The sequence below is a fragment of the Salirhabdus sp. Marseille-P4669 genome, from assembly GCF_900240405.1.
Lineage (GTDB): Bacteria > Bacillota > Bacilli > Bacillales > Alkalibacillaceae > OEQK01.
In genome coordinates, this window is sequence record NZ_OEQK01000004.1 from 244440 (window position 1) to 265975 (window position 21536).

Annotated in this window: 19 protein-coding genes; 10 read left to right on the forward strand and 9 right to left on the reverse strand. The window is 36.9% G+C overall.

Features of this window, described 5'->3' with window-relative positions:
* Positions 1–85: 85 nt before the first annotated feature.
* A complete protein-coding gene (locus tag C1A05_RS10190) occupies positions 86–616 on the forward strand; it encodes an HD domain-containing protein (protein WP_102028116.1) in 531 nt (176 codons plus the stop codon).
* Between the two features lie 85 nt (positions 617–701).
* Here C1A05_RS10190 and guaC read toward each other — a convergent pair whose 3' ends face one another.
* Positions 702–1685 carry a GMP reductase gene (guaC, locus tag C1A05_RS10195; RefSeq protein ID WP_102028117.1) on the reverse strand — a complete coding sequence of 328 codons (984 nt, stop codon included), beginning with the start codon at positions 1683–1685 and terminating at the stop codon, positions 702–704.
* Between the two features lie 390 nt (positions 1686–2075).
* Here guaC and C1A05_RS10200 point away from each other — a divergent pair, with 390 nt between their 5' ends.
* A complete protein-coding gene (locus C1A05_RS10200; RefSeq protein ID WP_102028118.1) occupies positions 2076–2876 on the forward strand; it encodes a DUF6612 family protein in 801 nt (266 codons plus the stop codon).
* 174 nt (positions 2877–3050) lie between these two features.
* Entirely contained in the window at positions 3051–3314 is a 264-nt protein-coding gene (locus tag C1A05_RS10205; RefSeq protein WP_159462051.1) for an atypical membrane-integrating protein (Mistic protein), read from the forward strand.
* A gap of 161 nt (positions 3315–3475) precedes the next feature.
* On the opposite strand, the gene essA is transcribed toward C1A05_RS10205, so the two are convergent.
* From essA to C1A05_RS10235, 6 genes are all read right to left on the reverse strand, one after another.
* Positions 3476–3949 (reverse strand): type VII secretion protein EssA, encoded by a 474-nt coding sequence (gene essA / locus C1A05_RS10210; protein WP_102028120.1) that lies wholly within the window; start codon positions 3947–3949, stop codon positions 3476–3478.
* On the reverse strand, positions 3936–6992 hold the full coding sequence (gene esaA / locus C1A05_RS10215) for a type VII secretion protein EsaA (RefSeq protein ID WP_102028121.1): 3057 nt from the start codon (positions 6990–6992) through the stop codon (positions 3936–3938). Before esaA ends, essA begins: the two co-directional genes overlap by 14 nt.
* Positions 6989–11437 carry a type VII secretion protein EssC gene (gene essC / locus C1A05_RS10220; protein ID WP_234998469.1) on the reverse strand — a complete coding sequence of 1483 codons (4449 nt, stop codon included), beginning with the start codon at positions 11435–11437 and terminating at the stop codon, positions 6989–6991. Before essC ends, esaA begins: the two co-directional genes overlap by 4 nt.
* 13 nt (positions 11438–11450) lie before the next feature.
* Entirely contained in the window at positions 11451–12839 is a 1389-nt protein-coding gene (gene essB / locus C1A05_RS10225) for a type VII secretion protein EssB (RefSeq protein WP_102028122.1), read from the reverse strand.
* A gap of 19 nt (positions 12840–12858) precedes the next feature.
* Positions 12859–13098, reverse strand: coding sequence for an EsaB/YukD family protein (locus C1A05_RS10230; RefSeq protein ID WP_102028123.1), 240 nt, complete (start codon positions 13096–13098; stop codon positions 12859–12861).
* A 195-nt stretch (positions 13099–13293) separates the two neighbouring features.
* Entirely contained in the window at positions 13294–13587 is a 294-nt protein-coding gene (locus tag C1A05_RS10235) for a WXG100 family type VII secretion target (protein ID WP_102028124.1), read from the reverse strand.
* Between the two features lie 371 nt (positions 13588–13958).
* On the opposite strand from C1A05_RS10235, the gene C1A05_RS10240 reads away from it, so the two are divergent.
* Genes C1A05_RS10240 through C1A05_RS10265 form a run of 6 tightly spaced genes read left to right on the forward strand, consistent with a single transcriptional unit; the run spans position 13959 to position 18256 of the window.
* Positions 13959–14342, forward strand: coding sequence for a YwqH-like family protein (locus tag C1A05_RS10240; protein WP_102028125.1), 384 nt, complete (start codon positions 13959–13961; stop codon positions 14340–14342).
* A 24-nt stretch (positions 14343–14366) separates the two neighbouring features.
* Positions 14367–14672 (forward strand): DUF5344 family protein, encoded by a 306-nt coding sequence (locus tag C1A05_RS10245; RefSeq protein WP_102028126.1) that lies wholly within the window; start codon positions 14367–14369, stop codon positions 14670–14672.
* Between the two features lie 48 nt (positions 14673–14720).
* Entirely contained in the window at positions 14721–16337 is a 1617-nt protein-coding gene (locus tag C1A05_RS10250; RefSeq protein WP_102028127.1) for an LXG domain-containing protein, read from the forward strand.
* A gap of 14 nt (positions 16338–16351) precedes the next feature.
* Entirely contained in the window at positions 16352–16990 is a 639-nt protein-coding gene (locus tag C1A05_RS10255; RefSeq protein WP_145997310.1) for a hypothetical protein, read from the forward strand.
* A 44-nt stretch (positions 16991–17034) separates the two neighbouring features.
* On the forward strand, positions 17035–17826 hold the full coding sequence (locus C1A05_RS10260) for a hypothetical protein (RefSeq protein WP_102028129.1): 792 nt from the start codon (positions 17035–17037) through the stop codon (positions 17824–17826).
* Between the two features lie 55 nt (positions 17827–17881).
* On the forward strand, positions 17882–18256 hold the full coding sequence (locus tag C1A05_RS10265; protein WP_102028130.1) for a hypothetical protein: 375 nt from the start codon (positions 17882–17884) through the stop codon (positions 18254–18256).
* A 1118-nt stretch (positions 18257–19374) separates the two neighbouring features.
* Here the strand turns inward: C1A05_RS10265 and C1A05_RS10270 are convergent.
* Together C1A05_RS10270 and C1A05_RS10275 are read right to left on the reverse strand one after the other, a co-directional pair.
* Positions 19375–19569 (reverse strand): hypothetical protein, encoded by a 195-nt coding sequence (locus C1A05_RS10270; RefSeq protein ID WP_102028131.1) that lies wholly within the window; start codon positions 19567–19569, stop codon positions 19375–19377.
* 113 nt (positions 19570–19682) lie between these two features.
* The gene (locus C1A05_RS10275) at positions 19683–20129 is read right to left on the reverse strand and encodes an RrF2 family transcriptional regulator (protein WP_102028132.1); all 447 of its coding nucleotides are present in this window, start codon (positions 20127–20129) and stop codon (positions 19683–19685) included.
* Positions 20130–20282: 153 nt separating this feature from the next.
* On the opposite strand from C1A05_RS10275, the gene hmpA reads away from it, so the two are divergent.
* Positions 20283–21515, forward strand: coding sequence for an NO-inducible flavohemoprotein (hmpA, locus tag C1A05_RS10280; RefSeq protein ID WP_102028133.1), 1233 nt, complete (start codon positions 20283–20285; stop codon positions 21513–21515).
* The last annotated feature ends 21 nt before the right edge of the window (positions 21516–21536 follow it).

The window sequence follows — 21536 nt, forward strand, 5'->3', positions numbered from 1 at the left end:
CCTTTTTACCAAATTCGTTGATTACGGAATATAATAATGATAGTATATGGATATTTAACGAAAAATGGGCAAAGGGGACGATTAGATGAGAAAGGTTTCCTTACAAGATATTTACGAGCATCCCATTACACAGAAGTATGTTAGACGTTCTGGGATGGCTCATGCTATTTCGGTAGCGTATCATGCATTTCATCTTGCAAAAGAATATGAAGTGAATCCAGATTGGGCAGCAAAGGCTGGCTTTTTGCATGACATTGGCCATTATGAATGGTATACAGGTGGAGAATGGGACTATGATCAATATCGGGAATATGACATTCATCCGATAAAAGGAGCAGAAAGAGCTCATAAATTGCTCATCCGTTTAGGAGAGGATAAGCTTGCTGCGAAAGAAATTTCCCATGCCATTCTATTTCATACAGAATCAGCGTTGCCTAAAGGAAATGTGGAGTTAAATGCCATGCAAAAGGTTGTGCATCTCGCAGATGAAAAGGATAAACAACCTGGTGATGAGCACCACTACCGTAATATTGATCAGGAAAAAGAACGATTCCTAGTGAAACGTTTAGATGAAAAAATTGAACAGGCTTTGGCTCGAGAAATAGAGCCGAAATAATAGCCTTCGTCAACAATCAAATGCTATCTTATTGATAAATAAAGAGCAAACACTAATTAAAGTGGTTGCTCATATAAGTAGGAAATTAATATACTTTATCTCCATTAAAAATGGAGTTTTTAACAACTACGTAATCGACATTGCGGATGGCGTTTAATTTGTTACCACCTGCGTATGAGATAGAAGATTGTAGGTCTTGCTCCATTTCTGTTAAAGTGTCTTGTAGCTTTCCTTTATATTCGACAAACATTTTTTTACCTTCAACGTTACGCTTTTCTCCTTTTTGGAATTCAGAAGCCGATCCAAAATACTCTTTATAGAGCTTTCCATCATGCTCAACTGTTTCTCCAGGAGATTCTTCATGCCCTGCGAATAAGGAACCAATCATAACCATAGAAGCTCCGAAACGAATGGATTTTGCTATGTCTCCGTGTGTGCGGATTCCACCGTCTGCAATAATTGGTTTACTCGCAGCTTTTGCGCACCAGCGTAGTGCTGCTAATTGCCACCCACCAGTACCAAAACCAGTTTTTATTTTCGTAATACATACTTTTCCTGGTCCAATTCCAACTTTTGTTGCATCTGCACCAGCATTTTCTAATTCGCGGACAGCTTCAGGAGTACCAACGTTTCCTGCAATGACAAAGCTGTTTGGCAAATGCTTCTTAATATGCTGAATCATATTTATAACCGCATTGGAATGTCCATGCGCAATATCAATCGTGATGAATTCTGGAGATAGATTCGCTGCTGCAACTTCCTCTACAAATTGATATTCTTCTTCTTTTACTCCGACACTGATAGAAGCATAAAGCCCTCTAGCGTTCATATCTTTAATAAATTCAATTCGTGTTTCTGGATTAAAACGATGCATTATATAAAAGTAATTATTTTCAGCTAATGTAATGGCAATTTTTTCGTCGATAATTGTCTGCATATTGGCAGGCACTACAGGTAATTTAAATGTGTGTCCCCCTAAAGTTACAGTAGTATCGCATTCTGAGCGGCTGTTTACCACACATTTTGCAGGAATTAATTGAATATCTTCGTAATCAAACACGTTCTCCATATATTTCACCCCTAAAGACGAATATTTTTCATTTTATTTATAATAATTGTTCGACCATTAGTAATTTACCCTATTTTTAATGTAATGTCAAAGGTTTTTCTTAAAATAAGGACAAATTTCCGTACAATGCAAAGTGGTTTATAATTATTTGTAGGTGTTTTGGTTGATTTTGCATTGCTTTTTCTATGAGAAATGTATTATAAAAACAGTTAATAACGATTATACAGAGAAGATATAAAGCTTTCGTTCGGGAAAGAGTGCGTTTTCGTTGCTATATTTGTATAGGAAATTAGCAATAGGAAAAATTAGGGAAAACGTCCTATTCCTTTATTGAAACGAAACGAGGGTGGTTTCGTATATAAACTATCAACAAAATTAGGAGGAAATAAAATGAAGAAATGGTTTGGCTCGATTCTCATACTACTGTTTACCCTTACCTTAGCTGCTTGTGGAAGTGAGAATGCAGATGTTAATGAAATATACAAAAATGCAGTGGAAGCAGCGGAGGATATGAAAAGTGCAGAATTTGTAATCGACTTAACGCAGGATATGAAACTAGCTTCGCAAGGTATGGAAATGACGATGGATAGCAAGATGGAGGGATCAATGATAGTAGAACCTATGGCAATGCATCAAAAAGGAACAATGAATGTAATGATGGCAGGAGAATCAATGGAAATGGATATGGAAATGTATATGGTGGATGATGAAGTTTACATGTATGATTCCGAATCAGCTGCATGGATGAAAATGGATGCCGGAATGGTTCCGCAAATAACTGGAGAACAACCAGATGTGAATGAGCAGTTAGAGATGATGGAACCATATATTGAAGATTTTAAGCAAGAGGAGAAAGACGGTAACTATGTATTACGTTTTACGGCTGATGGAGATGGGGTAAAAGAATTAACGAAAGAGCTTATGAGTCAATATATGAACCAAGATGTTACCGCACAACTTGGAGATATTACAGAGGTTTTGGATAATACAGAAATAAGCGATGTCAGTATTTCCATGTATATTGATAAAGAGTCCTATCAGTTAAGAAAATATGATATGGATATGGATATGAAAATGAATATTGAAGGTGAAGAACTCGAATTAGCTCAACAAGCTACAATGGAATATACAAGTATAAATAAAGTAGAGAAAATAGAAGTGCCGCAAGAAGTAAAAGATTCAAGTATGTAAAGGGGTAAAGTACTAAAACGAATTCATTTAACAAGCCGGAAACAGAATTGTTCTGTTTCCGGCTTGTTCTACATTACATTGCATATCAGGGGAGAGTGAAGCGTTTTTACAGCTGTGGTCTCATTTCGATTAATTCATCTATCTATTGGTTAACCTAAATATGGGTGATCAATGATGAAGGCAAGCGATTTGGAACGAAAAAAATTTGATAAAGCATTAGATGTTATTATTGAATTGTTTAATAATCTGGAAAATGATGAACCAATTATCAATTTTAAGGATGATGTATGGATTACCATACAAAAGGCGAAAAAAAAGTATGGCGATGAAATGGTCGATGAGAAACTAAATACAATTGTTATGGAGACACTCTCTTGGCTTGAATTAGAGGATGTTGTGTTGGAGGAAGAGGAAGAAGCTACTGAAGAAGAAGAGTAAACGGTACATCTGGAAAACTTCTCTATCCTATGTCTTTATGGAATGCCATAACAGTTATAAGGCCTAAAGGTAAATTTCCTGGGCTATCTTCGGCCGAGCTTATGTTAGAGATTATCATTAAAATAGAAAAGAGCGTTAGTCTAGGAGACTAACGCTCACTTTTATGGCTGATCCTGAATACTATCTCTTAATTTCGGAATAATCCAGAAAAACATAAATCCAATTACAATTGCAGTGAAAAACCATAAGAAATGCTTTACTTCTAATACACTACCGTCATAGTATACCCGTTCTCTCTGAGCATAATGATTACTCGCAACTTCTTCATCAAAGAGACCGATTTGTTGTGCTTGTGTTGTAATCGAATTTGTTTTGGTGCCAACGGAAGTGAATAGCTGGCTTTGGATGATTTCACTTTTGCTTGTGTCATTTGGGATAAAGGTTAAATTCTTTTGTTCTTCTGGTAATTCCTGTTTGATTGCAGCCTGATTTTGTTCCCGAAAGGAATTTGTATTGATTTCTATTTTCTTTTCCTCGTAAATATGTGGTTGAACAGGATCGGGTTCCTCTGCATGTATCGTAATTTGTTGAAAGGTTAGAAGGGAGAAAAGCATTAGAATACTAAGACGCTTCATCTTCCTCCACCTCTTCCATATTTTTCTTACGTTTAAAATGTTGTTTGCTATATACGAGTGCAGATGCTATCAAAGTTACGACAAGTAAGATTAATAGCACGAGATAATAGTTCCCGTCTGTGTTATAAAGTAAGGACATATATACATTCGATACTGGGTTTGTAAAATTGAAATTCGTTACAATGATGTTGATTAGTGGTGACACAAAGAATATAATGACACCTACACTTACTAACCAACCTGTAAACGGTCCGAATGTAAAGCCTGCACGCACCACGTTAGATGCTGCAAACAATAATAGGATGGTAAAAATGGACCATTTAAGCGATTGTGCGTCGTCTAAGGTATAGATATTCAAACCGTATAGACTAATAATTAATCCTACTGCAACATTCATTAAAATATACAATGCACCTTGAATCATAAATGGCACTGTATTGTAATAACTACTTAAGAAACCAATGAGCAAGCCACTTACTAGAATGATAATGAACAAGACTACTGGTGGTGTTTGTGGCGGTGCTTCTTCTTCCTCAGACAATACTTGACCATTTGCTTGACCTTGCACTTGAACCGGGTTTGATAAGTAATCGTAAACATATGGATTACTTTGATCGTCTACAAACGTATTACTTAAAACCTCATAGACGTCATCACGTACCTTTTCGGTTGAATCCACGTTTGTTGCCCAGTTGCTATTTAACTGATTGGAGCGTTGCTGAACCGTACTTACTCTTTCTTGAAGCTCCTCGGTGTAGCTTGTTACATTGTTTTGACTCTCCTCAATTGAAGTAAGGGTATCCGATAGATTTTCCAAGCTACTAACCGTATTTTGTTGCATTTGGAAGATCATCTCCCCATTTAACTGCTGTAGGGCAGGGGATTCTTCCCATTCAAATACGTCAGCGTTTACTTCTTGTAATGCGGTTGTGATTTCTTCTCCTTGAATTAACATTGATTTTAGGTCTTTTGTAATGCTTTCATTTTCACCTATGACAGTAGTCTCATATGTCTCTAAAAAGCCTAATGTATTAACAATTAAGTCTGCATAATCTTCATTCATTGTATCAATACTTTCTAAGATGGCATTATGGAAGCCAGATTCCTTCTCCGTTAAAGCAAAGAGTGTATCAATAGATGTTTGGAGTTCGTTGTCTTCCATTAATGTTTCCAAAATTTTATCACTTGGCTTATTCCATAAATCTAATAAGGACTGATACGTCGAAAGGTTTCTTGCGTAAGAGATTAATACAGGAATATCATAGTTTGAAATTTCTTGTTTGAATAATTTATCAAACTTCTCCTTTGCGCCTTCAGGCAATGTATCGTTCTTTATAATCTTTTGTTCTAAAGAATTAAATTGTTCACTTACTAAGGATAGTACCGTACCATATTGAGTTTCCCATTCATTTGCATACTCGTTCCACAATATCTCATAGTTATTTACAGTATCTCCAGCAGATTTAATTTCTAAAAATAGGTTATTTAGAATAGTACCTACTTTATCCCAATTTGGTGGTGGTTCAGTTCCATCATTTTCAGTTTGTTGTACGTTACTTTGCTCAGTGGAATTAATAGTAGTTAATGTTTCAGTTTCATATCCCCCTGTAGTACCTGATTCACCACTTTGATTACCTCCTTCTTCTTGATTTGGTGATATTTCCTGATCACATGGACTGTCTATATCTTCAGTAATCTCTAACGGATATAAAATATCAAGTAACTCTTGAAGACTACAAATGTTGTCTTCCATATTTTTAAGAAACTCCTTATCCATCTCGTCAGGCTTTTCTGGTTTAACAAATTCAATAGGTGTGGGTTCTTCTTCTGAATTATTTGAAGAAGTTGCTAGTTGATCACCATCTCCATCATCCTCACCGCCGCCTTCTGGTGGTGGATCGGTTTCCTCTTCACCATCAAGTATTTCCCAATCAGCTTCAATACTCTCTTCTAAAGTTGATAAAATAGTATATAATTCGTTCTCTTTATATAGTTCAATCATTTGTAATTGAATGTCTTCCAATTTTGCCTTCTGATTATTTAAATGTTCCTCACCAGTTCTCCAAGTTTGCCAATCTTTTAGTTGGCCATTCATTGTTTTAATTTGCTCTATAAACTCTTCGTCATCGTCTTTTTCGTATTCAGGTATAGTTAATTTATCAATTTTTGTAAGAACTGATTTCGTAGCAGCATTCATGGTCGTTTCAAAGGACTCAATTCCTGCCCCAATTGCTTCCTGATTCATCACCTGTGCCTCTTCCAACAACGCCTTCTGCTCCTGCTGCATTTCGATGTAGTCCTCTAAGGAATCTAGAAAACTAGATAATCGTTCCTCTGCTTGGAGGGAGGCTTCGAGATTTCCTTCCGCAGTTTCATCTGTTTGCTGCAATTGATTTAGAATGGACTCCAAATTATTCCGTTGCGCTTCAATTTGATTCGCTAGCTCTTGAGAGGAAGGGGTGTAAAAGGAATACATTTCCTCTTGGAACGCAATTTCTTTTTCTAAAATCGTGTCGAATTGCTTCCGTATGTGCTCTACCTCTTGAGAGACATAATTCCAGTAAATGGTTGTCATTTCCTTATTTACCGTATTCCGGACATTAGCGAATTCTCGTTGGACTCGCTCATGATTTTTGGCCTCCATATTTGGTCGGATTGAATACTGCAGGGATGCCTTAGTTGGAACCTCTTCCTTAAAAGTCATAACGTTTTGAGAAAAATCTGATGGGATATATAAAACCCCATCATAGGTTTCATTCTGTAAACCACTTTCGGCAGTGGAGCGATTTACAACTGTCCATTTAAACCCTTCCCGATTGCTTAGCAAGGCTGCAACCTCTTGACCGAGATTAATTTGTTGATCATTGTTTTCTGCGCCAGTATCTTCATTAACAATTGCGATGCTTCTCACTTTTGGATCTGCCGCTTCCTCTACTACTACAGTAGGCTGACTATCCACATAGTTGAGCAACAAAAGGGGAATTAAGAGTACAACCATCATTTTCCCAATTAGCTGTAACGTACTTTTGGTCTCTTTTTTCACGTAATCACCACCCTTTTCCTAACGAATTGCGGTATTTGTATTTTTGTTTCTTTCCCATTTTCCACAATGTAGCCATATCCAGGTTGAATTTCAGGCTCATTTCTTGTGTATGGAAGGGTAAAGAGGTTTTGATCCATTTTTTTCATTAATAAAATTGCTTGCCTAATTTGTTTCACCTCATTGGAAAACGGATCAAATCCTTTTGTATATTCATTGGCATTTCCAGCTACAATCAGATGGAATCCCAAATGAGTATTGTTTTTCATAAATTTTGATAAGCCATCTTGGATTAAGCTATCGGTGTTCTGTAAAAAGTTACCGAAACCGTCAATAACGAAATATATCGGTGGGAACGTTATTGCTTGATTGGACCTTTGTTGTAAATATTCCTGATATTTTTGCTCGCGTATTTGAAATTCTTGTTTCATCTCCTCCATCCAACTGGAGATGTGCTCCTTCGAATTCATATAGCGAATGTTATCTTCTTGCGCATAATCTACTAGCCCGCGATCAACGGTATCAAAGATTGCTAGATTTTTTATGGATTGCTCAAGCAACGTATTGATCACTATTTTTAATACATTGGTTTTCCCTTTTTGTGCCTGCCCAACGATTAAGCAATGTTTATTCTTAGCCATATCGAGATAAACTGGTTGAACTCGATCTTCATCTAAGCCGATAGGGAGAAATCCTGCTTTTTTAGCCACGACATAATGCTTATAAAAGGATGTTTCATTAAGCTCAGTTGGCAGCATAGGAATGGCCTTAGGTTTGATTGTGCCTGTGTCATGATACTTAATTTCCTCAATCGTAGCTTTTACGTTATCCAACACTTCCATGTCATTTGCTCCCTCTGCAGGAAGACAAATATGAGCTAAATAGGAAGAATCCTTTTGAATATAAGCTCGACCTGGAATTGCTTCTAATTCGTATTGTGTACGACCAAGTAGGGTGGTTTTCTCCGATGCATCCATTAAGTAATGAACGATTTTTGTTTTAAGGTTATTCATCAAAGCTTGACGTATTGCGTTAGCCCTAGTAGCTGTTAAAATCATATAAATACCAAGAGATTGCCCATCTCTCGCAATTTGAATAAAACGATTTTCAATCTCCTGCATCTCTTCTTTGATCAAATCAAAGTTATCTATGGTGACAAAGAAGAGGGGTAGCTTTTGTTGTGCAATGGCGTTGTACAGTTTAATATTACTTACCTCGAAATCTCGGAATAATTCTCTACGCCGTTCCATTTCCTCTTGAATAAACGCTAAAAACTTCTCAATTTTACGCTGGTCATCAGAGCGGAAATAATCCCCAATATGAGGAAGCTGGCGTAAAGGTAATAAAGCGCCATTTCCAAAATCAAAAATATAAAAATGAACATCATCAGAGCTTTTTTGTTGAGCAAAGCCTAATAATAAGGTCATTAAGGTCATCGATTTTCCGTAACCTGAAGAACCGAAAACGCCAACATTTCCGTCCTCTGTAATCTTGTAATAATAGTCTGATTGTAATTGTTTTTCTGGTTCATCTGTTATTCCAATATGAACGGAGCTTGCGTCATCCTTTTCTGTTTTTCTCTTTGTAAAACGTAGAGGTAACGGTGGCAACCATGGGCTAGATAGTTTCTCGATATGTAGCTCATGTTGAACCCGTACAATTTCTTCAGCGATTGCTTCTATTTCTGTCTTTTTATCTACCTTGGTCTTATTACGCTTCGTTGAGACATCGGAAAGTGGTACAAGACCTAGGTCCGTGACTAGTGATACAGAATCCTCAGCACCAAAGGAATCCTTCTGGTAAGGAGCACCACTCCATGCTGATTGGAATAATTGATACAGTTCGTTGTTTCCAACTTGTAAGTATCCACGTCCGGTAATGGTTAATTTTGCTGCATCCGCATTTTTTAATATCTCTTTACTGTCATTTGCATCTTGTACTTTTAGTGAGATTCGGAATCGGGCATTACTCCAGATTTGATCATCAATGATTCCACCTGGTTTTTGGGTAGCCAATATTAAATGGATTCCTAAGCTTCTACCAATACGAGCAGCACTAACAAGCTCTTTTATAAAATCCGGTTCCTCATTTTTTAGCTCTGCAAATTCGTCCGAAATAATGAACAAATGAGGCATCGGTTGGTCTGCCTTTTGGCTCCGATATAGGTCAGTATAGTCATTGATATGATTGACTTCGTACTGATCGAACAATCGTTGTCTTCGTTTTAATTCACTTTTGATGGAAGCTAATGCTCGGGCACTGAAGTTTTTGCTTCCTTCAATGTTCGTAATTGTTCCAAGTAGATGCGGAATGTGCTTGAAGGCTTGTGCCATTCCGCCGCCCTTATAGTCAATTAACAAAAAGGCTACTTCATATGGATGAAAATGAACCGCTAACGATAGAATATAAGTCTGTAATAGCTCACTTTTACCGGAGCCAGTTGTCCCTGCTAGTAGTCCATGAGGCCCGTGCGCCTTCTCGTGTAGGTTCAGCTCAACGAGGTCGTCTTTTCCTTTTAAGCCAATGGGTACAGCAAGTGACTTGGAAGACTGATTTTGACTCCAACGCTCTGGTATGCCTAGCTGCTCTACTTTGTTTACATGGAACATTTCTAAATAAGACACCGTTTTCGGAATGGAATTACTCATGCCTAATTGATGCTCTAAAGAAAATAGTAATCTAGCAAATCGTTCATTCTCCTTCGTTTGAAAAGCATCAAGTTTAAACGGTAGATGTACGGCCTTTTGGTCTTGTATTAAAATGTCACCTTCTTGAGCGTTAATGTAACGAATCAGTGTATGAATATTGTCTGATAAGCTTTCCTTCGTATCGGCTGCAAAAATAGTCGAAATACCAAGATGAGCAAATTCTCCTTCTAAATATTCCAAAATGAGATGCTCAGATATAAGCTGTCGATTCGTCACAATAAAAATAAAGTGTGGTGCATATACTTTCTGTTCTTTTTTATTATCTTGCTCCTCTAAATCCCTTTGCTTAATCATTTCATAGATGGATGTAAGGAACTGATCCCGTGTTTGTTCATTGTAAATAAAGCCACGTCCATGAAAGTGTGGCAAACGGAAGTGGGGGAGCCATTTCATCCATTCCCAATCTGCATACTCTTCTTCGTCAAAAATCGCAATAAATCGCACATCATGATAGCTATGGTAAAAGGCTAACTGACCGACCATTTGGTGAATTTCGCGTTTCACGACAGAATATTTCCCGATTAATCCTACCGCACCACTTGCAACATCTATGGTTAGAGGTGCCTTTCGAATGCTGCTATACACCTCTACCATTTGCTGTGCCTTTTCGAGTAGATCATCCATCTCTTGGTTAGACATATCGCGACTATGTACGGATACATCGTAGCTAGATGGTATCGTTGCCCGACCAACTCGTATATGTAAGAAATCCTCACTCTTTAGCGTTCTTTCCCAAATACGATTGTTAATTTGAAAGGTTAAATATTTCAAACGTTCAAAGGTGGGAAACTGGTATTGTAAAACTTCTAATTGTTTGTTTGATAACGCTGTTAGTTCCTCTCGCTTATCTTCCAAGTACTTCGTATACAATCGCTTTCGCTTTTCTTTTTTTCGTTTGGTGTTTTTCTTTTCTTTAAAATATTGAACAGAGGAGGTAATAATGGTTGTTGTAAACATTACGAGAGAAATTATGATAAAAATACCCCTTGGAATCACAATCGCTACAAAACCCATTACGAGTAACATAACTAATGGTGGTAAGATAATGAGCCATAACGTCCGATTGTTATCATCGCTTTCCGGTGAAGGAAAGGTAAAGGATACTTTGTCATCTGGAAGCTCATAATACATTCTTGGTGTTCTTCGATAGTATGGATATTTCTGCTTCATTTCCGAGGTTGGTTCTGTAAACTTCGGTAGAGGGATAACATCTGTATCACTCGTAATGGATAAAACATCCTCTTCTTTTAACACAACCTCTAGATAGGGATGGAAGATTTCATCGCCTAAGGATAATGCTGTTTTTTCTTTTAGTTGGTGGCCATTTACATAAACATTCTCTTCTTGAGGGATAACCTCCCAAAACGTATCTCTTCGCTGAAGGATAAATGCCGTATCCTGATGCTCTGACACAGCGGGAATAGGAATTTCGAACTGATTTCCTATATAATATTGTCTTTCTATCCTTTTTTCTGAACGAAGGATAAACTCAATCGGTTGTTCTTGCGTTTCAATAGAAACAGAGTTGTTTTCCTGCAATTCTCCAATATGTTGATCATTAACATAAAAATGAAAAGGGCCACCAGACTGCCTCACTAGGTTTATTTCAGGCTGTATTACGATAGATTGAATGGTGATCGTATGCTCCATGCTATTTCCAATGGAGATCCGATTTTGCTCTTCATCGAGGGACAATTTTTGATAAACCCCTTGATAAAATATCCAAAGCTGTTGTTGCACATTTCACACCCCCTTAGCTCTCTTGCTCTGTTGTTTGATCAGAAGTTTGTTCCGTTTGTCCTGTGTTATCTGTGCCATTTACATCCGTTTGTGATGTTGGATCTTCTTGTTGCTGTGAAGTCTCTTCGTTTGTTGGTATTTCCTCTTCTTGTTGGCTCGCATCCTGATTTTGACTGCCATCATGTTCAGTAGCTTCTTCTTGATCTGTTTGTTCTTCTTCGTCTACTTCTGCCTCAGCTGCTTCCTGTTCCTCTTTTTGCTCTTGTAAGTAGTCATCAATTTCCCGTTGAATTTCTTCTAATTGATTTTCTTTTTCTTCACCGCTTAGGTCATCATCTGCTTTTATTTCTTCACGATGCTTTAACAAACCGAACACAATTAAATCTCGATCCTCTAAATCCCGAGCAAGGTCAATTGCATCTTCATTCATTCCGCGACCAATATATATCCAATATAAAAAGTATCGTTCATCTGATTGCAATGTAACGGTATTTTGCACATTGGTACGTTGTTCTTCCGTTAGAGATTCGTTTACGATATAGGATGATGCTAATTGATATTTAACGATATAAGGCATATCTTCTGGGTCATATCCATCCAATCGACTCACTACGGAGCTATATTTCCCTTGTAAGAAATGATCTCCACTCTCGACATACGCCTGTAATTCTGGCTGCTTGAAAAAGGCAGCATACACGGTATAGACAATAGCAGGTATTAATAATATAAGGAGTGAAAGAGACATATATCGCCCTAGTTTCCACTTTCTTTTCGGTAGTTCGATATATTCTTTTGCTTTCTTTTCTTCTTTGTTGATGTTTTTCTCAATTAGACTTTCTAAATTTTCATAGGATGTAACCGACATAATTTTCTTTGCTATTACGGATAACTCTAATGTAGATGAATGATGTAAATAGGATTCAAATGAATGCTTAGGATCAATAAGAGACGCTATGGTTGCTTTTAATTCTTCCCGTGTACGTTCTTCGTCTTTTTCATAAGGTGGTATACTTTCCATTACGCCATAATGTAGAAAGTGTGGGATTAGTCCCTTATCATATAAAATATTGCTAGGACAAATGACAGGATGTAGACGATTTAAGTGGTGTTGTTTTACTTTTTGTACTAACTGATAAGCAAATGTCCATCGCCAAATAATGCTTTTCGTATGGAGATTTTGTACGAATTGATAGGAAGAGGGAGGTGATAGTGTAAGTACGACCTCGTCTTCCGTAACGGTTAGTTGTTTATTCAATTCAGGATTTATACTTTTTAATAAGTCAATCTCAAGCTCATCACGCATTTTGAGCTTTGCTTTGTGAAAAACAATAGAAATGGTTTCACCAACCGTTACCTTTGCTTCGGTAACTTTTTCTAAATAGGTTAATGTTTCTTCTGACAACGTCTTGAACCCCCCTCGACTATAAGATCTCCAGTTTGTCGCCTGTTGTAATACCACAATCCTTTAATATTTCAGTCCCTTTGCAAACATGCTTTTTATTTTGTTGGCGAATCCAATATCCTTCCCGTGGAGCTACCGAAATTTTTTTTGTTTGCCATACAATGTCTACTAGCTTTTTCACGGTATATTGGTCGGATAAACGTAATTCTATTGGTGGTTCGTGGTAGTTCTTTAAATCCACTGTAATTTGTATGTACATAGTTTGTACTCACCCTGCTTATTTAATAGATTTATAGATTTGGAGCATGCATAAGCTTGAATAGAAGGCTTTTGTCTATCCTACTTTTACATTACGACAAAAGCCGGAAACCCTATAAATGCTCTCCCATTTCTATGAAAAAAAATAGCACCAGCAGATTTATGCGGCGCTATGAGAAACTCTCTTAATGGATCATTAACCGCGGATTTGCCCCGCTATTTGCTGATCTGTCTCTTCTAGTGTATTTGCAGTTTGTTGTAGTTGCATGTGAACGTCATTAAGAAGCTCAGACATCTTTTGGAAAGAAGGTCGTAATTCTTCGTACTGGCCAATAAATGCCTCACTTGAACTACCTTCCCAAATTTGTGCTAGATGGTCACGCATGCCATCTAAACGTACAATCATTTCGGATACATTGGAGCTTTCGTTGTTATACTGTCTTGCAACGTCACGTAATTCAGCTGGACTAAGACGAATGTTTCCTGCCATACAATCCCTCCTTGAATTAAATTCAAATTTATTGTAATCATTCGGGAGCAATTAATCAAAGCTATTTCAGAATATTTTAAAAAATGCATCATAAGTCTTATTACATAAAAAATAGACTAGATATTTAGATATACAATAATTGGTAATTAATGGGTAAAACATAGTAAAAATTCTATAATTTGGAAATTGTGGATTTACCGAGTATTTGTATTGACTTATAATAAATGCAAAATCTTAAAATGCCAGTAGACTGACTTCTTCACGAAAAGTGGAGAGCACTAAATTTCGATAAGCTTATGCTTCGTAAGTTTATTCCTTTATGTAAACCTCTTTTTAAGAATGGAATTGGAAGAAGGAAATGAGGTGAGAGCGTGTCCGATTATTTAATAAACTCCCTTTATGAAGACATCTCAGATTTAAGAAGACGTATCCGTAATAATGAAGAAGATATAATTCGTTTAAATCAGGCAAAGTCGGAAATAACGAATGAAGAAGCGGAATTAGCAACGCAAAAGAACAAGGTACATGATCCAGCTTTACATGTAGATACTTGGGCTGGTAAATATGCAGATCAATTTGAGACGATACGAGACAGTATCGATTCAACCATTGCTTCAGCTATGTTAGATAAATCAGAAGCATTTATTAGTCGGATTGAAACGGAAGTAAGTAGATTACAAGAATTAAATGAAAATTATCGGGATACCATTTCAGATAAATATGCTTTAATTGCAAATTTAAGAGATACGGATTGAGAATAATTTAAGGATGGTGATACAGTGGCGGATATTCGAATCAATCAAAGCGAAGTAGAGCCCGTTTTTAAAAGTGTTCAAGCGAAGACAAGTGAATGGGATACTACTTCTCCTAACGTGCAATTCTCCAATTCAAGCTTAGATGCCCTACAAAAAATCCTACAAATTGAAGAAAATTACTACCAAATCATTAATCAATATAAAGAAACGTTATTAAAAGTAGAACAAGATGCTTGGTCCAATATAGAAGCACTTATTCAAACAGAGCAGGAATTATCAGGTCAAATTAGTAGTGGTGGCGGAGGAGGCCAAATACATGCTATTAAATAGAAAACAAATGGCTTGTATGTATCACCTTGTAACCAAAGGAGATAAGAGATGAAAGTTTTAAAGGTGGCTGAAGTTGTTCAAGGAATGGATCGGATTATAAAGAAGAAGGAGCAAGAAAAAGAGCATATCCTTCTACTTAGGGATGAATTAAATAAAGTAATTGATTTAGACAATGCTTTAGATGGTGAAGGTGGCGTTGCAATACGGGAGCATTTTATGACGCTCCATTTTCCTGTCATTATATTATTGAATTTATTTTTAGAAGAGTATATTGATCTGTTAAAAAAGTATAAGCAAGAAATAGAAGCGTTTGAGAATGACAACGGCTTTATTCGGGAAGACTTTTTAAATGGGGAAATAAAGAATAGTCTGAATAACTTAGAAAATAATATTTTTGATATTACTGCAGCCATAAACAAAAGCTATGGCTCTGTAAGTGATTTAGTGGGGTATGACTATATTTCAACCTCTACGTTTAACTTCCATGTAACCGATGCCCATCAGTTAATGGAGAACGTATTATCCGACTTAACCGAAATAGATTCAACCAATAGCTCTAGTTTGTCGAATCCTGAGGAAAAGCTGTCTGAATTAGGTCAATTAACTGGCAAAATTAAAACATGGACATCAAACGGAATCTATCTTACAGAAGAACAAATTCAAGAAGTAGAAGCTTACTTTTTAGAGTCTGATGTCATTGAGGATATGATCGATGAAGCAATGAAGCTATCTGCTGAGCAAGGAGATTCCACAATTGTAGGGGCTATTGCTACATGGATATCGAATTTAGGAAAAGTAGATGGTGCCTATAAAATTGCAAAAGGTGCTTTAGCCGCATCCATTTTATCTACAAAAATGCTAGAGCTTGTACCAGATGGAAAGGGTAATTTCACTGTCGTTGCATCACAAGCCTGGAAGCAAGGGACAAATGGTAAATACAGTTCTACGTTAGCTGGCACAATCTATGACCTATTGAAAAAGGGATCACAAAATGCACCGAATCCAATTAAGCATTACCTATCAAAATATGGGAATGCCCCTAGTGGTCTATTAAAAGAATTGATTGGGCTGAATAGTCGAACAACAAAGATTAGCTTTGGTACGATTGCGAACAAATATACAAACGTACTTGTCTTAGAAAAAGATGCACTAAAAGACTATCGAATGAATGTAGATCTTAAAGCAACAGGGGATAAGGTTGCCGATGTGAAAAAATTTGGTGACTTTGCTAGACGAGTACCTTACGCTGGAATTATTTTTTCCGTTGGGGTGAATTCATCAGAATACTACAGTGATGCAAATGCCCATTTGAGCTTTGAAGAAAAGACGGGAAGATTTGTTGCTGGATTGGCTATCGATGGAGGAATCGCGGGACTTACTACTGGTTTTGCAGCACTAGGTACATTAGTTGCTCCTGGACCAGGGACGATTATTGGTGGAGTTATTGGAGCAGGAATTGGGATTGTAGGCTCCTGGATTATGGAAGACACGATAAAAGATATAGGAGAAGATGTTGGACGTTGGGTTGGCAACACCATTGATGATGTTTCAGATTGGGCCGAAGACGTCGGAAATACCGTTAATGATATTGTTTCAGGAGTAGGAGAAACGGTGGATGATATCACTTCGGGAATAGGAGATTTTGTATCTGGTATATTTAATTAGAAATGGGGATGTTTATGCAGAAACTTTCGACGAAGGATGAAAAACATATAGGAACAGGGAAGGCGTTCTCTATTTTTCACGGGTTCCGTTTCTTTTTAAAAATGAATGTTTTTTTGGTCATCGCAATCGGCATGTTTCTCATGAATCAAAAGCATTGGGGAACAGAATCTACTGGAGATATGTATGCTTTTATTCTATTTGCTGAAGCAATGATTTTCCTATTTTCATTGGTTGCTTGCTTCCATCAACCTAATGTTCGAGATATAGAAAGAAAGATAGAAATTGCTGAATTGCTTGGTCTAATCCTTGCATTAGGAATTTCGACACTATTTTTTACAATTTGCTTTCAAACAGTAGCTCCTTTTCCGAGTAGCACTATCTTTGGCATCTTAGCAACAAATATACTTGTAGGCTTTTATTCGATTCTATTTCCAAAGGTCACCATCTATATTTACGAAGCCAATGTAGTGCGAGAACATAAATCTTTAACCAGCTATCTTTTTAAATATATTGCAATTTTATTTTCAGGATTAACTTATCAAGTATTAGTAGTTTTACAAAGGCTTCCGTTTTTAGTTAATCGACTGTTCATCATCGTATATACGGCAGTTATTATTCTGCTACTTTTTACAACGGGAAGGCTATTCGAATAGGCGATTGATGGATTGTGGCAGATTTCAGGGGGAGACGTGATTACATGTTAAAAACCAAGCACATTAAGCTAACAACAAATGAAATGGCATCTGCCTTGGCACTTTGTGGCTATGATCAAATTGCCAGTCAGATGATCAATGAACAAAAACTGATCCAAAGAAAATCAGAATTTGAACGTTTTATCGAGCAAGCAGAGTTTGGTCTAAAAAGAAAAGGCTATTGGGATGATCTTACAAAATCGAAGCTATCAAAAGGTTTGGAAGATCTACTCCATTTACTAATACAATCGATTAACAAAGTTCGGTGCATTAACATAAAAAACCGACAAGTTTTAATGATTCACTCTCTAAACGACAAAACAAGTTTGATTCAGCAGGTGAAAGGCAAAGAGCACAGATTTACCTTTCATGAAAAAGAAGTAGGCTATCATGAAATCCTTGCAAACCACTTTGAAGTAGAAATCACAAATAAAACAGTAAATCAACAATATCAAACAATTGAAATGGATGAAGATGTATTTAACGAGTTTCACCATATGGAGAGAAACACATTAAGGAAGATGATAGAGGATCAACAATTTGCACCAACATTAAGAGAATTTTTAAGGGCATTTGTGGATAATAATCAGGAATTTAATAACGTTGGCTTTATGTACTCAGAGTATGTAAAAGACACCTCTGAGTTTGAACAAATTATTTTTTTTGTTCCCGGTGACGATGTAATTTGGCATTTAGATTACGAAATGGTGAACAAGAATAAGTTATTTATACATCCCGTCCAAGTAAATGCTTATTTAACGACAATAAATGAAGAGTTCATTCACTTTCTTGAATAAAGTAGTGGTGGTGTTCCACTGCTTTTTCTATATAATGGAATAAGGAGGTGATGTTTTGTTAACCATTTCGAGATGGATTGTTGGTCTTATTTTCCTTGTTGCAGGAATTAATGGTTATGTTGTTCTTTTTGGATGGAATCCATTCATTGAAACGAGTCCCGAAGCGATGGCAATATTTGAATTTGATTATTTATTAATTATTGAAAAGACACTCGAAATCATATGTGGCATTCTATTACTCACCAATCAATTTGTCCCACTAGCAATTGCTGTTCTGTCACCAATAATCGCAAATATTTTCCTACTACACCTATTCCTAGATCCGTCCTTACTATTATTAGCAATCTTACTTCTCGTTTTACATACGTACCTGTTATTTTCCTATCGGTATAGCTTTTTAAGTTTGTTGGATCGAAAACCGAATATATAGAGATGAAAGGCATCGCTTATGATGTCTTTTTTTTGTGGAATGGGGATGGAGGGCGGAGCTTGGAACATGGAGCCTGGATTGTGGGACATAATGGGATGGAGTTGGTTGATAAAGGGCAGGAGTTGAACCATAAAGCGGCAATTGTGGAACAAAACATAGTGCGTGGTTGATAACTCGGGTCAGGTGGAACATAAGGCTTGGATTGTGGGACATAAGAGGGTGGAGTTGGTTGATAAAGGGCAGGAGATGAAACATAAAGCGGCAATTGTGGAACAAAACATAGTGCGTGGTTGATAACTCGGGTCAGGTGGAACATAAGGCTTGGATTGTGGGACATAAAGGGATGGAGTTGGTTAATAAAGGGCAGGAGTTGAACCATAAAACGGCAATTGTGGAACAAAACAGAGTGCGTGGTTGATAACTCGGGTCAGGTGGAACATAAGGCTTGGATTGTGGAACATAAGAGGGTGGAGTTGGTTGATAAAGGGCAGGAGTTGAAACATAAAGCGGCAATTGTGGAACAAAACATAGTGCCTGGTTGATAACTCGGGTCAGGTGGAACATAAGGCTTGGATTGTGGGACATAAGATGGTGGAGTTGGTTGATAAAGTACAGGATATGAAACATAAAGCGGCATTATTGGAACAAAACATAGTGCGTGGTTGATAACTCGGGTCAGGTGGAACATAAGGCTTGGATTGTGGGACATAAGATGGAGGAGTTGGTTGATAAAGTGCAGGAGATGAAACATAAAGCGGCAATTGTGGAACAAAACAAAGTGCCTGGTTGATAACTCGGGTCAGGTGGAACATAAGGCTTGGATTGTGGGACATAAGATGGAGGAGTTGGTTGATAAAGTACAGGAGATGAAACATAAAGCGGCATTATTGGAACAAAAACCAGTCCACAGATCCTATCGCTCATCAGTTGGAACATAAATCCAGGATTGTATCACATAACAAGCTCAAGTTGGTTAATAAAAGCGCACTTGTGAATCACAAAGTAGGAAAAGTGAAACATAAAAACCACACTGGTTACCAAACTGCAAGAGTTGAACCATAAAAACCAAGAAAAAACCTGCATTCTGAAAGTTTATCAGGATACAGGTTAAAGTTGGACTATAAATTATTATTATTATTGTTGTTGTTGTTGTTGCGGTTGCGATTGCGATTGTTGTTATTGTTGTTGTTTAGGTCTGCTGCAAATTCATTTTCATTCGCAAACTCTACGTTATTATACTCGTTATTGTTGTTATTGTTGTTGTTGTTGTTGCGATTGTTATTACGATTGTTGTTTCTGTTGTTGTTAGCCATGTCAACATTCTCCTTTTTTTCATTTTTTTTGAAGTAACTTTTTACTTCAAAAGTATTTTGTCCTTTTTTAAAAAAAATTAATCGAACAAATTACAATTTAATTTATGAAAGGGTTAATGTTGTAGCTGAATTCCCATCATGGCTCTCAATTCTTCTCGGTTAACAACGAGGTCTTCAATTGTATATTCTTCTAATACTTTAAAAAAGGCGTGCATCGCTTTGCCTAATGTATGTTTTAGCTTACAGGCAGGAGATATGATGCAATGGTTCGTGTCCTTATCAAAGCATTCTAATAAGGTAAAATCATTTTCAAGTTGTCGAACTAATATTCCTACATTCATTTCGCTAGGTGGCTTCGCAAGATGAATTCCGCCGTTTCGCCCTCGGATTGACTCCAGCAGTTCCATTTTTGTTAAATTAAAAACAATTTTTCTTAAATGATGCTCCGAAATGTTAAACGTATCGGAAATATCACTGATACTCGAAAGCTTACCCTTTTCTTGAGAAGCGCAATATATTAAAACACGTAACGCGTAATCAGTATATTTTTTTAGTTGCATGAAATCAGAACTCCTTGTTTAGTCATTCACAATATTGTAACACATAATTGCTTTTAACTGTTGATACGGTGCAAATCTAAGTATTAAAATAAAGATGTATTCAAAATACATCTTTTAATAGTTGAGTTTTAGACCAAAAGGGGAGTGCATACATTGACAACAGCTACAGTACTAGATCAACAAACAAAAGAGATAATTAAAGCTACGGTACCTATTTTAGAAGAGCGTGGGGCTGAGATTACGAAGCATTTTTATGCACGTATGTTTGAAAATCATCCAGAACTAAAAAATATTTTTAACCAAACGAACCAACGCAAAGGGGATCAATCTAAAGCTTTGGCAAATACCGTATATGCTGCAGCCCTTCATATCGATAATTTAGAGGCAATTTTACCAGCAGTAAAACCAATCACACATAAGCATAAAAGTTTAAATATAAAACCAGAACATTATCCAATAGTGGGAGAAAATTTACTTGCTGCTATTCGCGAGGTTCTTGGTGAAGAAGTTGCTACAGACGACGTAATCAATGCTTGGGAAAAAGCGTATGGGGTCATTGCAAGTGTATTTATTGGTATAGAAAAAGAAATGTATGAGGAGACAGAAGCGAAGCCAGGCGGTTGGACTGGGTATCGTAATTTTAAAGTTGTGAAGAAGGTTAAGGAAAGTGATGTCATTACATCCTTCAATTTAGAGCCTGCGGACAACAATCTGTTTCCGGCATATCAACCTGGCCAATACATTACCGTAAAGGCAGATATTGAAGGCGAACCGTATACACATCAACGTCAATATAGTTTATCTTGTGCACCAAACGAAGGCTATTATCGCATTAGTGTAAAACGAGAGGATGCGATTGGAGATCATCCTGCTGGGGTTGTTTCCAACTATTTGCATAACCAAGTGGAAGTAGGTAGTATTTTACCGATTAGTGCGCCTGCAGGGGATTTTGTCCTAGACATGAGCGATACAAGACCACTTATATTATTAAGTGGTGGTGTTGGACTAACACCTATGATGAGCATGCTGGAAACAGTTATTAAAGAACAACCAGAACGTGAAGTTTACTTCATCCATGCAGCTAGAGCGAGTAAGTATCATGCAATGGCAGATCGTGTTCAAGAAATCTCTGCTGAATATGAAAATGTTAAATCTTATGTTATATACGAAAGTCCAACTCCAGAAGATGAAGGAAATTATGACTTAAAGGGTTACATTAATAAAGAATGGTTAGAGCAAGTGGTTCCTACGAATGATTCCGCATTTTACTTCTGTGGACCTAAAGGATTTATGAGTGCCATTTATAAATTGTTGAAGGAGCAAGGTGTACGTGAGAAAGATATTCTTTTTGAAATCTTTGGGCCTACAACAGATATAACAAAATAAAGATGTGTAAGCCAGTTCCCT

Coding starts and splice junctions, on each gene's coding strand:
- C1A05_RS10275 (WP_102028132.1), bottom strand. CDS start 20,129: ATGCAACTAAAAAAATATACTGATTACGCGTTACGTGTTTTAATATAT.
- C1A05_RS10190 (WP_102028116.1), top strand. CDS start 86: ATGAGAAAGGTTTCCTTACAAGATATTTACGAGCATCCCATTACACAG.
- C1A05_RS10230 (WP_102028123.1), bottom strand. CDS start 13,098: ATGTACATACAAATTACAGTGGATTTAAAGAACTACCACGAACCACCA.
- C1A05_RS10235 (WP_102028124.1), bottom strand. CDS start 13,587: ATGGCAGGAAACATTCGTCTTAGTCCAGCTGAATTACGTGACGTTGCA.
- C1A05_RS10200 (WP_102028118.1), top strand. CDS start 2,076: ATGAAGAAATGGTTTGGCTCGATTCTCATACTACTGTTTACCCTTACC.
- guaC (WP_102028117.1), bottom strand. CDS start 1,685: ATGGAGAACGTGTTTGATTACGAAGATATTCAATTAATTCCTGCAAAA.
- C1A05_RS10250 (WP_102028127.1), top strand. CDS start 14,721: ATGAAAGTTTTAAAGGTGGCTGAAGTTGTTCAAGGAATGGATCGGATT.
- C1A05_RS10255 (WP_145997310.1), top strand. CDS start 16,352: ATGCAGAAACTTTCGACGAAGGATGAAAAACATATAGGAACAGGGAAG.
- C1A05_RS10260 (WP_102028129.1), top strand. CDS start 17,035: ATGTTAAAAACCAAGCACATTAAGCTAACAACAAATGAAATGGCATCT.
- essA (WP_102028120.1), bottom strand. CDS start 3,949: ATGAAGCGTCTTAGTATTCTAATGCTTTTCTCCCTTCTAACCTTTCAA.
- C1A05_RS10270 (WP_102028131.1), bottom strand. CDS start 19,569: ATGGCTAACAACAACAGAAACAACAATCGTAATAACAATCGCAACAAC.
- C1A05_RS10205 (WP_159462051.1), top strand. CDS start 3,051: ATGAAGGCAAGCGATTTGGAACGAAAAAAATTTGATAAAGCATTAGAT.